We start from the raw sequence: 16,947 nt of genomic DNA, 5'->3' as shown, positions 1-16,947 counted from the left end.
GCTTGTATACCAAAGAGGGGTAGCCCCGCACTCGGTCGCACTAGAACGCGCTTTATGTATACAATAGGCGCGTTCGAGGGCGACGAGGAGGTGCGATGATGAGAGCCGGTGACCGCGCCTACACCACCCTCCTCGATGAGATCCAGTCCGGCGCACTCGCACCCGGCACAGTGCTCGGCGAGGTCGAGCAGTCGACCCGCCTCGGTGTCAGCCGCACGCCGCTGCGCGAAGCGCTCGGCCGCCTCGCCGCCGACGGCCTCGTCGCACAGGCATCCCCGCGCGTCACGGTCGTGACCGACATTGACGCAGGCGACATCCGCGAACTGTTCGAGGTGCGCCGGGCCCTCGAAGAGTCCGCCGCGCGCCTGGCCGCCGCCCGCGGGGACGACACGGTGTTCGCCGCGCTCGCCGCGGAGTTCGCAGGGATCGCGCCGGGTGAGGATGCCGACGGCTACTACGCACTCATCGCCCGCTTCGATGCGGCGCTCGACGCCGCCGTCGCGAACGACTACCTCACCCAGGCGCTGCGCAACGTCCGCACCCACCTCGTGCGGGTGCGCCGTCTCGCGCGCGACAACCCCGACCGGCTCGCGGCATCCGTCGGCGAGCACCGCGTCATCGCATCCGCGATCGCCGCCCGCGACGCAGACCTCGCCGCCCACGCCACCCACGTCCATCTGCACAACGCTCTGACGAGCATCCTCGACTCCCTGGAGGCCTCCGCATGACCGTCACCCACCACGTCCGCGTGTACCGCAGCGAAGAAGAGCTCGCCCGTGAGGACCAGCTCGCCTACAAGATCGCCCAGGTCGCCATCGACCCGGTCGCGGTCGACGCCGACGTCGTCGACATGATCATCAACCGCATCATCGACAACGCGTCGGTCGCGGCGGCATCCCTCACCCGCGCACCCGTCAGCGCCGCGCGCTCGCAGGCGCTCGACCACCCCGTCTCCCGTGGAGGTGCCGGTGCGACCGTCTACGGCGTCGACAACGCCGAGACCACCAGCCCCGAATGGGCCGCCTGGGCCAACGGCGTCGCGGTGCGCGAACTCGACTACCACGACACGTTCCTGGCCGCGGAGTACTCCCACCCCGCCGACAACGTGCCGCCGATCCTCGCGGTCGCCCAGCACACCGGTGCCGACGGCGCCGCGCTCGTGCGCGGACTCGCGACCGGCTGGGAGATCCAGATCGACCTCGTGCGTGCCATCTGCCTGCACAAGCACAAGATCGACCATGTCGCCCACCTCGGCCCGTCGGCCGCTGCCGGCATCGGCACACTCCTCGGTCTCGACGTCGACACGATCTACCAGGCCGTCGGTCAGGCCCTGCACACCACGACCGCGACCCGCCAGTCGCGCAAGGGCGAGATCTCCACCTGGAAGGCGCACGCCCCCGCCTTCGCCGGCAAGATGGCCGTCGAAGCCGTCGACCGTGCCATGCGCGGCGAGACCTCGCCGAGCCCCATCTACGAAGGCGAAGACGGCGTCATCGCCTGGATGCTCGACGGCAAGGATGCCTCGTACGACGTGCCGCTGCCGGCGGCGGGGGAGTCCAAGCGCGGCATCCTCGACTCGTACACGAAGGAGCACTCCGCCGAGTACCAGGCGCAGGCGTGGATCGACCTGGCCCGCAAGCTGCACGGTGAGCGGCCCGAGCTGGCAGACCCCGCGAACATCGAGAAGATCGTGCTGCACACCAGCCACCACACCCACTACGTGATCGGCTCGGGCGCGAACGACCCGCAGAAGTACGACCCGACCGCCTCGCGCGAGACGCTCGACCACTCGATCCCGTACATCTTCGCCGTCGCGCTGCAGGACGGCGGCTGGCACCACGTCGACTCGTACACCCCCGAGCGCGCCGGCCGCGAAGACACCGTCGCGCTGTGGCACAAGGTGACCACGGCAGAGGATGCCGAGTGGACGCGCCGCTACCACTCCGAAGACCCGAACGAGAAGGCCTTCGGCGGTCGCGTCGAGATCTCACTGACCGACGGTTCGACGGTCGTCGACGAGATCGCCGTCGCCGACGCCCACCCGCTCGGTGCCCGTCCCTTCGCCCGCGAGGACTACATCCGCAAGTTCCGGCTACTCGCCGATTCCGTGCTCGAGCCGGCCGAGATCGAGCGGTTCCTCGAACTCGTCCAGCGCCTGCCCGAACTGACCGCCGCCGAGGTGCGTGAGCTGAACATCGTCGCGAAGGCGGGTGTGCTGGCATCCGCCCCCGCCCCGAAGGGCCTGTTCTGATGCTGTACAGCCAGACCCCGGCGGCCGAGAAGCGGCGCCTGTTCCGCGAGCGGCTCGCCTCGGGTGAGCTGCTGCGGTTTCCCGGCGCGTTCAACCCGCTGTCGGCGCGGCTCATCGAACGCAAGGGCTTCGAGGGCGTCTACATCTCGGGTGCCGTGCTGTCGGCCGACCTGGGGCTGCCCGACATCGGCCTCACCACCCTCACCGAGGTCGCTGGCCGCGGGCAGCAGATCGCGCGCATGACCGAGCTGCCGGCGATCATCGACGCCGACACCGGGTTCGGCGAGCCGATGAACGTCGCCCGTACGATCCAGACCCTCGAAGACGCGGGCCTTGCCGGCACGCACATCGAGGACCAGGTCAACCCGAAGCGGTGCGGGCACCTCGACGGCAAGGCCGTCGTCGACGAAGACACCGCCGTCAAGCGCATCCGCGCCGCCGTCGACGCCCGCCGCGACCCGAACTTCCTGATCATGGCGCGCACCGACATCCGTGCGGCAGAGGGTATGGATGCCGCAGTCGACCGCGCGAAGGCGCTCGTCGACGCGGGGGCCGACGCCGTCTTTCCCGAGGCGATGCGCACCCTCGAAGAGTTCGAGGCGATGGCATCCGCCCTCGACGTGCCGATCCTGGCGAACATGACCGAGTTCGGCAAGAGCGACCTGTTCTCCACCTCCCAACTGCGCGATGCGGGCGTGAACATCGTCATCTGGCCGGTGTCGATGCTGCGGATCGCGATGGGTGCGACCGGGCGTGCGCTCGATACGCTGACCGAAGAGGGGCACCTGACCTCGCAGCTGGACCAGATGCAGCACCGTGCCGACCTGTACGACCTCATCGACTACGAGGACTACAACCACTTCGACACGAACGTCTTCAACTTCCACATCTCCCGGTGACGCGAAGGAGCACACCATGACCGACATCAAGAAGGGCCTCGCCGGGGTCATCGCCGACGAGACCGCCATCTCTAAGGTCAACCCCGAGACCAACTCGCTGCTGTACCGCGGCTACCCGGTGCAGGAGCTCGCCGCGACGCAGTCGTTCGAGGCGGTCGCCTACCTGCTGTGGCACGGCGAACTGCCCATGGCCGATCAGCTCGGCGAACTGCGCGCGATCGAACGTGCGAACCGGGCGCTGTCGGAGTCGGTCGTCGCGCTCATCGACGCGCTCCCGGTCGACGCGCACCCGATGGACGAGGCGCGCACGGTTGTGAGTGCCATCGGCGCGACCGAGACCGCCGGCATCCTCAACGTGCTCGATGCTGCAGGCACCCACGCCGAGAATCTCGACCGCAGCATGCGGCTGTTCGCGGTGCTGCCGGCGATCGTCGCGTACGGCCAGCGTCGTCGCCGCGGCGAGGCGATGATCGAGCCGCGCGAAGACCTCGATTACGCCGCGAACTTCCTCTGGATGACCTTCGGCGAAGAGCCCGATCCGGTCGTCGTCGACGCGTTCAACCGCTCGATGATCCTGTACGCCGAGCACTCGTTCAATGCGTCGACGTTCACCGCGCGCGTCATCACGTCGACCCTCAGCGACCTGTACTCCGCGGTCGTCGGTGCGATCGGCGCCCTGAAGGGGCCGCTGCACGGCGGTGCCAACGAGGCCGTGCTGCACATCTTCGACGAGATCGGATCCGCCGAGAACGTCGTGCCCTGGCTCGACGAGGCGCTCGCCGCCAAGCGCAAGATCATGGGCTTCGGCCACCGCGTGTACAAGAAGGGCGACTCGCGCGTGCCGACGATGAAGAAGGCCCTCGACACGCTCGTCGAGCACTACGACCGGCCCGAGGTCGCCGCCCTCTACGACACCCTCGAGTCAGAGTTCGTGCAGCGCAAGGGCATCTACCCGAACCTCGACTACCCCTCGGGTCCGGCGTACAACCTCATCGGGTTCGACACGCTCACCTTCACGCCGCTGTTCATCGCGGCGCGCGTGACCGGCTGGACGGCGCACGTCATGGAGCAGCAGGCATCGAACGCGCTCATCCGCCCGCTGTCGGCCTACAACGGTCCCGACGAGCGTCACATCGACGGCTACGAGCCGGATGCCGCCGATCTTGAGGCGCTCGAGCGCGCCGAAGAGGCGGGCTGAGCCATGCTCCGCACCGCCGTCATCGTCGACGCGGTCCGGACCCCGTCGGGGCGCGGCAAGCCCGGCGGCGCGCTGAGTGAGGTGCACCCGGTCGACCTCGCGGCGTACACGCTGCGGGCCGTCCTCGAGCGCAACGGGCTCGAGTCCGATCAGATCGACGACGTGCTGCTGGGCTGCGTCAGCCAGGTCGGCGAGCAGACGTTCAACATCGCGCGGCAGGCGGTGCTGGCTGCGGGGTTCGACGAGTCGGTTCCCGGTACGACGATCGACCGGCAGTGCGGGTCGAGCCAGCAGGCCGCGCACTTCGCTGCCCAGGGCGTGATCGCGGGGCAGTACGACATCGTCATCGCGGGCGGCGTCGAGTCGATGAGTCGCGTGCCGCTGGGTGTTTCGGCATCCGTCGCGGGGTCGCCCTTCTCGGAGGCGATGCTGGAGCGCTACCCCGAGGGGCTCGTGAATCAGGGAGTCTCGGCCGAGCTGATCGCGCAGCGGTGGGGCTTCGACCGTGAGACCCTCGACGCATTCGCCGCGCAGTCGCACGCCCGCGCTGCGACAGCCCAGGATGCCGGCGCGTTCGCCCGCGAACTCCTGCCGATGGCCGGCGTGGAGGCCGACGAGACCGTCCGCGCGGGCACGACGGCTGAGAAGCTCGCGGGCCTTCCGGCGTCGTTCCGCACCGATGCGATGGCCGCGCGGTTCCCCGATCTCGATTGGCGGATCACGCCCGGCAACTCGTCGCCGCTGACTGACGGCGCATCGGCGGTGCTCATCATGAGCGAGGAGAAGGCGAACGAACTGGGCCTCACCCCGCGGGCTCGATTTCACGCCTTCTCGGTCGTCGGCGATGATCCGCTGCTCATGCTGACGGGGCCGATCCCGGCGACCCGCCGCATCTTGGAGCGCAGCGGCCTGTCGATCGACGATCTCGACGCCTACGAGGTGAACGAGGCGTTCGCGCCGGTGCCGCTCGCGTGGGCGGCGGAGGTCGGCGCCGATCTCGCGAAGCTGAACCCGTGGGGTGGGGCCATCGCGCTCGGTCACGCGCTCGGCTCATCGGGCACGAGGCTCCTCGGCACCCTGTTGTCGTACATGGAGGCGACCGGCGGCCGGTACGGCCTGCAGGCGATGTGCGAGGGCGGCGGCATGGCCAACGCCACGATCATCGAACGTCTCTGACCTCGCCCGCGGGGTCGTTCGCGGCCACGCTCCGGTCGCGCGGTGAGATTTCGCTCATCCATCGTTGCAAGCGGTTGCGCAGTCGGGCTCGAACCCGCTAACGTCTGCGGTACCCCGGGCACATTGCTGTGCCGTCACACATCCCAGGAGCGCTCGTGTCACAGCCGACCCCCGCCCCCTTCCGCCGCGCAGCTGCCGCGGCGGTCTCAGCCACGCTCGTCGTCTCGGGTGGCATCGCCCTCGCGGCGACGCCGGTGGCTGCCGCCGATCACACCTATGCGATCGTCGGCAGCCTGCAGGACGAGCTCGGCTGCTCTGACGACTGGCAGCCCGAGTGCGCCGCGACCGAACTGGTCGAGACGGAGACGGCGGGCGTCTTCGCGGCAGAGTTCGAGGTGCCCGCAGGCACCTACGAGTACAAGGTCGCGCTCGACGACACCTGGGACGTCTCCTACGGCCTCGACGGCGGCGGCGACAACATCCCGCTGACGGTCGCCGGCGACGCGACGCTGCGCTTCGTCTTCGATTCCGCGACGAACCGCGTCGGACTCGAAGCGATCGACCTGGCCGGCGGCTACGAGGACGCCGATGCCGCGCTCCTGGCGGACCCGGTGCGCCAGGCCGGCGACGGCGAGCAGTTCTACTTCGTCATGACCGACCGCTTCGCCAACGGCGACACGTCGAACGACGAGGGCGGCCTCACCGGCGACCGCCTCGCGACCGGCTTCGACCCCACAGACAAGGGCTTCTTCAACGGTGGTGACCTGGCCGGTCTCCGCGAGAACCTCGACTACATCGAAGGTCTCGGCACGACCGCCATCTGGCTGACCCCGAGCTTCAAGAACAAGCCCGTGCAGGGCACCGGAGCCGACGCCAGCGCCGGCTACCACGGCTACTGGGTGACCGACTTCACGCAGATCGACCCGCACCTGGGCACGAACGCCGAACTCGAGGCGCTCATCGCCGACGCCCACGACCGTGGCATCAAGGTCTACTTCGACATCATCACCAACCACACCGCCGACGTCATCTCGTACGAAGAGGGCGAGTACGCCTACATCGACCAGGCGACGTCTCCGTACACCGATGCCGACGGCACCGCGTTCGACCCGAGTGACTACGCAGGCACGGGAGACTTCCCCGCGCTCGACGCCGCGACCTCGTTCCCGTACACGCCCCAGGTCGACGAGAGCGAAGCCGACGTCAAGGTGCCGGCGTGGCTCAACGACGTCACGCTGTACCACAACCGCGGTGACTCGACCTACAGCGGTGAGTCCACCACCTACGGCGACTTCTCGGGCCTCGATGACCTGATGACCGAGCACCCCGACGTCGTCAGCGGGTTCGTCGACGTGTACCAGGACTGGATCGACCTCGGCATCGACGGCTTCCGCATCGACACCGCCAAGCACGTGAACTTCGAGTTCTGGCAGGAGTGGTCCACCGAGGTGCTCGACTACGCGCACGCCGCGGGCAAGCCCGACTTCTTCATGTTCGGCGAGGTCTACGACGCCGACCCGGCGCTGCTGTCGCCGTATGTACGCAAGACCGACATGAGCTCGGTGCTCGACTTCGCGTTCCAGTCGGCGGCGACGAGCTTCGCCAAGGGCGGCAAGTCGACCGTGCTGCAGAACCTGTTCGCAGGCGACGACCGCTACACGACGCCCGACTCGTCGGCGACCGCCCTGCCGACCTTCCTCGGCAACCACGATATGGGCCGCATCGGCTATTACCTGAAGGATGCCGACAACGCCGAGGCGCGCGACCTCCTGGCCCACGAGCTCATGTTCCTCACCCGCGGCCAGCCGGTCGTCTACTACGGCGACGAGCAGGGCTTCACCGGCGTTTCGCCCGGCAACGACAAGAGCGCCCGCCAGACGCTGTTCGCCAGCCAGGTCGAGGAGTACCAGAACCAGACGCTCATTGATGGCGAGACCGTCGGCTCTGTCGACCGGTTCGACACAGACACGGCGATCTACACCCGCATCGCCGAGCTGTCGCAGTTGCGCGAGCAGCATCCCGCGCTCGTTGACGGCGCGCAGATCGAACGCCTCGCGGGCGACGGCGTGTACGCCTTCTCACGGGTCGACCGCGACGAGCAGGTCGAGTACCTCGTCGCGCTCAACAACACCGACAGCGAGCAGACGGTCGACGTCACGACGCTGACGGCCGACGCCTCGTTCAGCCCTGTCTACGGCGGCGGCGCTGCGACCGAGTCCGGTGCGGATGCCATCGCCTCCGTCACCGTGCCCGCACTGGGTGCGGTCGTGCTGCGGGCCGACGCGACCGTCACGGCGCCCGAGACCGCGGCCGAGCTGGCCGTGACCGTGCCCGAGGCAGGTGCCGGGCTCAGCGGTTCGGTGGCCGTCGCCGCGACCGCCGACCAGGCCTGGCGCGAGACCAGCTTCTCTTGGCGCGTCGTCGGCGACGACGAGTGGACGCCGCTGGGCACTGCCGAAGACACCGAGCCGCGCGTCTTCCACGACGTCGACGGCCTGGCCGCCGGAACGCTCATCGAGTACCGAGCCGTGTCGACGGATGCTGCGGGCAACCGCTCTGCCGCCTCGACCTACGCATCGGTCGGCAACCGCGTCGCAGTGGCTGCCGAGGCCGAAGAGCCGGAAGAGCCCGAAGAGGTCACGAACTACGACGCCGTCAGCATTCCCGGCAGCCTCAACTCCGAGATGGGCTGCGCCGGAGACTGGGCGCCCGATTGCGACCAGGCGCAGATGACCCTCGTCGACGGCATCTGGACCCTCACGGTCGACCTGCCCGCGGGCGACTACGAATACAAGGTCGCCACCGAGCGCAGCTGGGACGAGAACTACGGCGCCGGCGGCGTCGCGGGCGGTTCGAACATCGCGCTCAGCCACGAGGGCGGCCCCATCACGTTCTACTTCGACCCGCGCACCAAGCTCGTGCAGTCGACCGCAGACGGCCCCATCGTGACCCTGCCCGGTTCGTTCCAGGCATCGCTCGGCTGTGCCGGCGACTGGGCGCCCGACTGCCTGCGCAGTCTCATGTTCGACGGTGACGGTGACGGCGTCTACGAGTTTTCGACCAGCAGCATCCCGACCGGCTCCTACGAGCTGAAGGTCGCGCACGGACTCAGCTGGACCGAGAACTACGGTCAGGACGGTGCGCGTGACGGCGTGAACATCGCGTTCAGCGCCACCGAGGGCGAGCGTGTCGTGTTCCGCTACACCCTCGAGACCCACGTGCTCGAGATCGAGGTCGCCGACCCGCCGCTGGAGGGTATCGGCGAGTCGCGCGCGCACTGGATCGACGCAGACACCATCGCCTGGCCCGCCGACCTCGGCGAGGGCACGGCGTGGCAGCTGTACGGCTCGCAGGCGGCCGAACTGGCGATCGCCGACGGCGATGTCGCGGGCGGCGAGCCGGTCGAGCTGACCGTCGTCGACGGCGGTCTGAGCGACGAGCAGAAGGAGCGCTTCCCGGCGCTGGCGTCGTACACGGCGCTGCGCGTCGACGGGCTCGACCGTGCCGCCGTCGCGGAACTGCTGCGCGGCCAGCTGATGGTCGCCCAGCGCGCCGACGACGGTTCGCTCACCGCCTTCACGGGCGTGCAGGTGCCGGGGGTGCTCGACGACCTCTACGCCGACGCCGTCGCCGACACCGACCTCGGTGTCACGTTCAAGGGCAACAAGCCCACCTTCCGCCTGTGGGCCCCGACCGCGCAGCAGGCGACCCTGCTCACGTGGGACGCCGGTTCGGAGGGCGACCCGCAGCGCCACGAAGCCGCCTTCGATGCCGCATCGGGTGTGTGGGCTGTCGCGGGCAAGAACGCGCTGAAGGGCGACGAGTACCGCTGGGAGGTCGTCGTATACGCGCCGTCGACCGGTGCGATCGAGACGAACGAGGTCACCGACCCGTACTCGCTGGGTCTCACCGAGAACTCGGTGCGCTCGGTCGCGATCGACCTCGACGACAAGGCGTGGCAGCCGGAGCAGTGGCGCAAGACCGAGTCGCCCGAGGTGGCCCGTCCGGTTGACCGTGCGATCTACGAGCTCAACATCCGCGACTTCTCGATCACCGACGAGACGGTGCCCGAGGAAGAGCGCGGCACGTACCTGGCCTTTACGCGCGACAGCGCCGGAACCGAGCAGCTGCGCGAGCTGGTGGATGCCGGCATCAACACGGTGCACCTGCTTCCCTCGTTCGACATCGCGACGATCGAAGAGAACCGCGCCGCGCAGGCGACCCCCGACTGCGACCTGGCCTCGATGGCGCCCGACAGCGACCAGCAGCAGGCGTGCGTCGAAGCAGTCGTGGATGCCGACGGCTTCAACTGGGGCTACGACCCGTACCACTTCTCGACCCCCGAGGGCTCGTACGCGACCGACCCCGAGGGCGGGGCGCGCGTGGGCGAGTTCCGCTCGATGGTGGGTGCACTGCACGACATGGGCCTCCAGGTCGTGCTCGACCAGGTCTTCAACCACACGGCGCAGTCCGGTCAGGGTGAGAAGTCGGTGCTCGACCAGATCGTGCCCGGCTACTACCACCGCCTCAACGCCGCCGGCGCCGTCGAGACCTCGACGTGCTGCGAGAACGTGGCGACCGAGCACAAGGTGGCTGAGAAGCTCATGGTCGACTCCGTGGTCACGTGGGCACGCGACTACAAGGTCGACGGTTTCCGGTTCGACCTCATGGGGCACCACTCGAAGGAGAACATGCTCGCCGTCCGCGAGGCGCTCGACGAGCTGACGCTCAAGAAGGACGGCGTCGACGGTTCGCAGATCTACCTGTACGGCGAGGGCTGGGACTTCGGCGAGGTCGCCGGCGGCGCTCTGTTCGAGCAGGCGACGCAGGGCAACCTCGGCGGCACCGGCATCGGCACCTTCAGCGACCGGCTGCGCGACGCCGTGCACGGCGGCAGCCCGGTCGACAGCGGGTCGACGTTCGTACAGGGCTTCGGCACCGGCCGCGGCACCGACCCCAACGGCGACCCGATCAACGGCACGGCCGAAGAGGCGCTCGAGGCGCTCGGTCACCAGACCGATCTGGTCAAGCTGGGTCTTGCCGGCAACCTCAGCGGGTTCTCGCTGACCGATCACACCGGCGCCGAGAAGACGGGCGCAGAGCTCGACTACAACGGCCAGTCGGCCGGCTACGCCGATCAGCCTGACGAGGTCATCACCTACGTCGACGCGCACGACAACGAGACGCTGTACGACCTGTCGGTGCTCAAGCTTCCGCGCGAGACCTCGATGGCCGACCGTGTGCGCATGAACACGCTGTCGCTGGCGACCGCGACCCTGTCGCAGACCCCGTCGTTCTGGCACGCGGGCACCGAGCTGCTTCGCTCGAAGTCGCTCGACCGCAACAGCTACAACTCGGGAGACTGGTTCAACCGCATCGACTGGACCGGGCAGGAGTCGACCTTCGGGTCGGGTCTGCCGCGCGAGGCCGACAACGGCGAGAAGTGGTCGATCATGCAGCCGCTGCTGGCCGACCCGGCGCTGAAGCCCGCGGCATCCGACATCGCCACGGCCGAGGCGCAGGCCCTCGACCTGCTGCGCGTGCGCTCCGAGGTGGGGCTGCTGCGTCTGGGATCGGCCGACCTCATCGGTCAGAAGGTGTCGTTCCCGAACAGCGGCACCGACGCCACCCCGGGTGTCATCGTGATGCAGATCGACGACACCGTAGGTGTCGATGTGGATGCCGAACTCGACGGCGCACTCGTGGTCTTCAACGCGTCGCCCGAGGCGACGACGCAGCAGATCGACGCGCTCGCCGGTCGCGAGTTCGCCCTCACCCCGGCGCTCGCCGGTGGCAGCGACGACGTCGTGCGCGAGACCGAGTGGGCGACCGCTTCGGGCACGATCACGGTGCCCGCGCGGACCGTCGCGGTGCTCGTCGAGAAGGATGCCGACGGCTCCAGCGACGGCGGCGATGGTGATGGCGACGGCGACGGCGACGGTTCTGGCGACGGCGACGGCGCGTGGGCGTCGATCGACGTCGGCTCGGGTGTCGTCGAGCAGGGCGGCACGCTTCAGGTGACCGTCTCCGGTCTCACGCCCGGCCAGCAGATCGCGGCGACGCTGTACAGCGACCCGATCGTCGTCACCGGCATCCCCGCCGCAGACGCCGACGGTCGTGTGACGTTCGCGATCGACATCCCCGACGACTTCGAAGTCGGCGATCACACCCTCATCGTGCGCACGGCCGGCGAATCGCCGCTCAGCGCCGCGGTCGAGGTCGTCGAGGCGGGCAGCCTCGCCTCGACGGGTGGCTCGTTCCCGGTCGGCTTCGTCGTCGTCATCGGCGCCGCACTGGTCGCGTTCGGCCTCGTCACGCAGTTCCGCCGCCGACCCCGGGTCGACGCGGCGGCTTGAACCCCTTGCCGGGTCGCGGGTGTGTCGTCCCCGTGGCCCGGCGATGGTTGCGGTGCCTGCGTACGGCGGTGAGACGCTCATCGCCTCAAGCGCGGGCGCATACGCCGCTGCCCACCGAGTTGCGCGACTTCGCCCACAAGCTGTGGGCGGTGCACACCAACGACTACGACTGTGCCGTGCCCGACCTCAAGAACGCGACGGGGCCCGGATGCCGATCGGCATCAGGGCCCCGTGTTCGTGCGTGCGGTCAGGCGGTCTGTCGGCGACGGATCGCCAGCAGCGCACCGGCCACGATGAGCGCGAGCGCTGCGACCGTGACGAACCCGATCGGGAACTCGCCACCGGTCACCGCGAGCTCGCCCTTCGTGCCGTCACCGTCGTCGCCGCCGGCGACCGGTGTGGTCGGCTCGCTGGGCTCGGTCGGCTCAGTCGGCTCGGTCGGCTCAGTCGGCTCAGTGGGCTCGGTGGGCTCGTCGTCGGCGATGGCCGCGCGACCGAGCGGGGCCGGGTCGACGACGTCGTGGGCGGCGAAGTACGCCACCGACGCTGACAGGTCGATCTGCCCCGTGTCGGTGCGGTCCGTGCCGTCGGCGAAGGTGATGAAGTTGTCACCGCCGGCGGCGAGGAACGAGTTCGTCACGACCGTGAAGGTGTCGCCGGCAGCGACCGCCTCGCCCTGGAACGTCATCGAGACGATGCGCTCGCCGGCCGCGGCATCCGGGTCGTACTCGTAGGCAAAGCCGTCGGAGACACCGAGGTGCAGCTTGGGGCGCGAGGACCCCTCGGGCTGCCACTGCTCCTCGAGGATCTGCTGCAGCTGTGCCCCCGTCAGCGTCACCGTGACGAGCGTGTTGGCGAACGGCTGCACGTTCGCGACGTCGCGGTAGGTCACCGTGCCATCCTCGCCGTACAGCAAGTCGGCACGCAGGCCGCCCGGGTTCATCAGCGCGATCTGCGCAGGCGTGCCCGCGTAGTCGTCGTTCGACGTCGCCCACAGGTACATGTCGGCGACGAGGTTGCCGAGCGTCGACTCGACGCCGCGGTCTGCGCCCGCCGGCTCGCCGCCGCGCAGGATGTCGGCGCTCACGGCGCCCACCTCGACGGCACCCTGTTCGTCGGCGACCACCGTGGCGTTCGCGACGATCTCGGCGACGACCGGGTCGGCCTCGAAGGCGGCGACGCCGTCGACGACGAGCGGCACGAGGCTGCCGGCGATCGAGACGAGCTCCTTCGAGTCGGTGTCGACCGTGATGTCGAGCTTGCCGAGCGTCGTGCCGTACTGGTGCGCCTGGATGACGGTGCGTTCGGTCTCGGTGCCGTCCACCGGCACCTGACAGCTGTACGACTGGTGGGTGTGGCCCGACACGATCGCGTCGATGTCGGCCGAGGCGCCGCGGATCAGCTCGCCGTACGCGGTGGCATCGGCGGCGACGGCGGTGCAGTCACCGGTCTCCGACCCCTCGTGGGTGAGGAGGACGATGACGTCGGCGAGGTCCTGCGAGACGAGGTCGTCAGCCACGCGGTTCGCCGCTTCGAGCTGGTCGCCGAACTCGATGTCGGTGATGCCGGCGGGGCTCACCATCGCCGCGGTCTGCTCGGTCACGGTGCCGATGAAGCCGACCCGCACGCCGTCGACCGTCTGCACCGAGTACTCGGGCAGCGCGGGCGTGTCGGTGCCCTTCAGGTACACGTTCGCGCCGAGGCCGAACGCGGTGTCGCCGAACGACGGCAGCACGCGGCCGGTGAGGTCGTCCCAGCCCTGGTCGAACTCGTGGTTTCCGACGGCGCCGAGGTCGAGACCCGCTGCGACGAGCGCGTCGATCGTGGGTTCGTCGTCCTGGATGAACGACGTGAACGTCGACGCGCCGATGGTGTCGCCGGCCGACACGAACAGCGTGTTGGGGTTGTCGGCTTCGAACGCGTCGACGGCGCCGGCGAGCACGGCTGCGCCGGCTTCACCGTTGCCGAGGTTCTGCTCGATGCGACCGTGGAAGTCGTTGATCGTCAGCACCTGGATGTCGGTGGTCGCAGGCGCCAGGCGGTCATCGATCGCGAAGACCGTCGTCGTGCCCGAGACCTCGTTGCCGACGGCCAGCAGGGGCTCGCCGGTGGGGGAGTCGGCTGCCGCGATGAACGCGATCGACTCGGGGCCGAGGTCGCCCGCCGTCGCAAGGTCGCCGCCGTCTTCGACCGACTGCGAGAAGTCGCGGTTGTTGATGTAGGTGACGAACGACGGTGCGGATGCCGAGGTGATGTCGTACACGGCGACACCGCCGACCCGCTCGAAGCCGACGAACGCGTAGGTGCGTCCGCTGAGCTCGCCGATCGTGACCGACTCGGGCTCGGGGCCCTTGTCGTCGCTGCGGCCCTCGAGGTTCGACTCGGAGTGGTTCGAGTTGAAGAACTCAGGCGCGGCCGCCGCGGTGACCTCTTCGAACGACGACCCCGAGTCCCAGACGAGCTCGCCTGCGGTCGTCCAGATCGAGAACGAGCGGCCGCCGAAGGCGTACAGCTCGTTGTAGCAGCCGGCGGTCTCATCGAAGCCGTTCTCGATCGTGACGTTCAGGCGACCGAGGTCGGCGTCGCCGAGCGAGCCTGCGAGCGCACTGTCGGCGCAGACGGGGCCGTAGCCGTCGTCTTCGAGGTCCTTCACCCGCGAGGCCTCGACGTAGTCGCCCCATTCGCGAGCGTCGCCCTCGTTCGCGGTGACGAGGTAGGTGGTGCCGCCGCTCGTGTACGAGTCGATCGCGTCGGGCATGTAGATGCCTTTGAGTCCCTCGTAAGAACGCTGCTCGATCGTGTCGTCGCGGTCGCTCGGGTCGAGGGTCGCGGCGCTGTAGTCCTTGAAGCCGAGCGGGTGGATGCCGGTGACCGACGCCGAGTCGAGGTCGACGACGGCGATCGCGTTCGCCTCCTGCAGCGTCGCGAAAGCGGTGCCGTCCTCGACGGTGATGTACTCGGGCTCGAGGTTGCGGCTGACCGGGTTGCCGTCGCCGACCGTCGGCCCGAACACGCGCACGTCCGCGGGCAGTGCGCCCTCCGCCTCGAAGGCGTGGAAGTCGGCGATGCGCACGGCGTCCTGCGCCGGGGCGGCGACGGTGCCGGGCAAGGTCACGACCGCGATCGAACCCTCGGGGTCGACGCTGAAGTCGTCTGCCGGTTCACCCTCGTTCGCGACGACGGCATACGCGCCGTCGGTCGAGATGGAGACCATGTCGGGCAGCGCGCCGACGGTCACCGTGCCGAGCACCGCGGCATCCGCCGAGGTGGCATTCGCGTCAAAGAAGACGAGGTGGCCGTCCGAGACCTTGTCGGGCGCTTCGAACGCGATGACGCCGAGGCCGTCGTCGCGGATCGCGACCGAGTTCGCGACACCGGTCGACGAGACCGCGAACAATTCGGTGATCGCGGTCGGGTCGGCGTTGTCGAGCACGCTCAGCGACCCGGCCTGCGCGTTGACGACGAACAGGCGGTCGCCGTGGGCCTGCACGATCTCGGCGGCAGACTCGTCGAAGACGCCGGTCTCGTACGAGCCGATGGCGCTGAGGCTCAGGGCGGCCTCGGGCGCGGAGCTGGTGGGCGGGGTCGGGACGACGGCGGCCTGCGCCATGCCAAGCGGCGTGAGCGTCAGGGCACAGGCGACCACGGCGGCCGCGGTGGCGGCCAGGGGGCGGGTGCGGGAATGCATCGATGTCCTCGTCGGATTCGGGGTGCGTCGGGATGGGAAGGCGCGCACGAAGGCACGCCAGTCCTGCCTATTGGGCTCCGATGGCCGCAGGGTGAACGGGGGAGGAATTCTGCGCGCGACAGCCGCGGGAACGCGCACTGCCATTTACTAGGACGTCCATGTAAAATGATCACGATGCCAACGATGGCCCACAAGGCCGGAACAGGATGCCCAAGACGATGACGTCGATCATGACCATCACGACCGAAGAGCGCGAGGCCATCCTCGGCGCCGTGAAGGACTTCGCCGAGAACCGGCTCGCCCCGCACGCGCTCGAGTGGGATGAGCAGCACCACTTTCCCCGCGACGTGCTCGCCGAGGCCGGTGAGCTGGGGCTCGGCGGCATCTACGTCAGTGAAGATGTCGGCGGCAGCGGGCTCTCGCGCAGCGACGCGGTCGCGATCTTCGAGCAGCTCGCGATGGGTGACCCGACGATGGCTGCCTACATGACGATCCACAACATGGTCGCCTGGATGATCGATACCCACGGCGACGACGCCCAGCGTGAGGAGTGGCTGCCGCGACTGGTGACGATGCGCGACCTGGGCGCCTACTGCCTCACTGAGCCCGGTGCCGGCTCCGATGCCGCCGCCATCACCACGTCCGCGATCGCCTCCGGCGACGAGTACGTGTTGACCGGTGTGAAGCAGTTCATCTCGGGCGGCGGCGAGGCGGCCGTCTACGTCGTCATGGCCCGCACCGGCGAGCCCGGCGCCCGCGGCATCACCGCGTTCCTCGTGCCGGGGGATGCCGAGGGGCTCTCGTTCGGCGCAGCCGAGAAAAAGATGGGCTGGAACGCGCAGCCCACCCGCCAGGTGATCCTCGACGAGGTGCGGGTGCCAGCATCCGCGATCCTCGGTGGGCTCGGCGGCGGATTCAAGCTCGCGATGAGCGGCCTCAACGGCGGCCGCATCAACATCGCGGCGTGCTCCCTCGGCGGTGCCCAATGGGCGCTCGACGGGGCTGTGCGCTACGTGCACGAGCGGTTCACGTTCGGTGAGGCGCTCGCCGAGAAGCAGTCGGTCGTGTTCGCGCTCGCCGACATGGCCACTCAGCTGCGCGCCGCCCGTGCGCTCGTGCGCGACGCCGCGCAGGCGCTCGACGAGAAGGCACCGGATGCGGCGATGCAGTGCGCGATGGCCAAGCGATTCGCGACCGACGCCGGGTTCGAGATCGCGAACCAGGCGCTGCAGCTGCACGGCGGCTACGGCTATCTGCACGACTACGGCATCGAGAAGGTCGTCCGCGACCTGCGCGTGCACCAGATCCTCGAGGGCACGAACGAGATCATGCGCGTCATCATCGGCCGTCACCTCCTCGGCTGAGATCTGAGAGGCTGA

Annotated in this window: 8 protein-coding genes and 1 pseudogene; 8 read left to right on the top strand and 1 reads right to left on the bottom strand. The window is 69.2% G+C overall.

Features of this window, described 5'->3' with window-relative positions; translation table 11 throughout:
* Positions 1-98: 98 nt before the first annotated feature.
* From ACSF8R_RS06410 to ACSF8R_RS06380, 7 genes and pseudogenes are all read left to right on the top strand, one after another.
* Entirely contained in the window at positions 99-728 is a 630-nt protein-coding gene (locus ACSF8R_RS06410; protein WP_434811145.1) for a GntR family transcriptional regulator, read from the top strand.
* Positions 725-2,251 (top strand): MmgE/PrpD family protein, encoded by a 1,527-nt coding sequence (locus tag ACSF8R_RS06405; RefSeq protein WP_434811031.1) that lies wholly within the window; start codon positions 725-727, stop codon positions 2,249-2,251. Before ACSF8R_RS06410 ends, ACSF8R_RS06405 begins: the two co-directional genes overlap by 4 nt.
* Positions 2,251-3,150, top strand: coding sequence for a methylisocitrate lyase (gene prpB / locus ACSF8R_RS06400; RefSeq protein ID WP_434811030.1), 900 nt, complete (start codon positions 2,251-2,253; stop codon positions 3,148-3,150). The genes ACSF8R_RS06405 and prpB overlap by 1 nt, the downstream gene beginning before the upstream one ends.
* Positions 3,151-3,166: 16 nt before the next feature.
* Entirely contained in the window at positions 3,167-4,348 is a 1,182-nt protein-coding gene (locus ACSF8R_RS06395) for a bifunctional 2-methylcitrate synthase/citrate synthase (protein WP_434811029.1), read from the top strand.
* 3 nt (positions 4,349-4,351) lie between these two features.
* Positions 4,352-5,524, top strand: a complete 1,173-nt coding sequence (locus ACSF8R_RS06390) for a thiolase family protein (protein WP_434811028.1) — start codon at positions 4,352-4,354, stop codon at positions 5,522-5,524.
* Positions 5,525-5,679: 155 nt separating this feature from the next.
* The gene (gene pulA, locus ACSF8R_RS06385; RefSeq protein WP_434811027.1) at positions 5,680-11,880 is read left to right on the top strand and encodes a pullulanase-type alpha-1,6-glucosidase; all 6,201 of its coding nucleotides are present in this window, start codon (positions 5,680-5,682) and stop codon (positions 11,878-11,880) included.
* A gap of 46 nt (positions 11,881-11,926) precedes the next feature.
* Positions 11,927-12,062, top strand: a pseudogene (locus ACSF8R_RS06380) (TauD/TfdA family dioxygenase); the annotation flags it as partial.
* A 65-nt stretch (positions 12,063-12,127) separates the two neighbouring features.
* Here the strand turns inward: ACSF8R_RS06380 and ACSF8R_RS06375 are convergent.
* Complete coding sequence (locus ACSF8R_RS06375) at positions 12,128-15,568, bottom strand: choice-of-anchor I family protein (RefSeq protein WP_434811025.1); 3,441 nt, start codon at positions 15,566-15,568, stop codon at positions 12,128-12,130.
* A 230-nt stretch (positions 15,569-15,798) separates the two neighbouring features.
* On the opposite strand from ACSF8R_RS06375, the gene ACSF8R_RS06370 reads away from it, so the two are divergent.
* Positions 15,799-16,932 carry an acyl-CoA dehydrogenase family protein gene (locus ACSF8R_RS06370; protein WP_434811023.1) on the top strand — a complete coding sequence of 378 codons (1,134 nt, stop codon included), beginning with the start codon at positions 15,799-15,801 and terminating at the stop codon, positions 16,930-16,932.
* The last annotated feature ends 15 nt before the right edge of the window (positions 16,933-16,947 follow it).

Source organism: Microbacterium sp. bgisy189 (assembly GCF_965345345.1).
In the GTDB taxonomy this organism is placed as follows: Bacteria; Actinomycetota; Actinomycetes; order Actinomycetales; family Microbacteriaceae; genus Microbacterium.
Note: the sequence above shows the minus strand (reverse complement) of the source record. Positions and strands in the feature narration are given on the sequence as shown.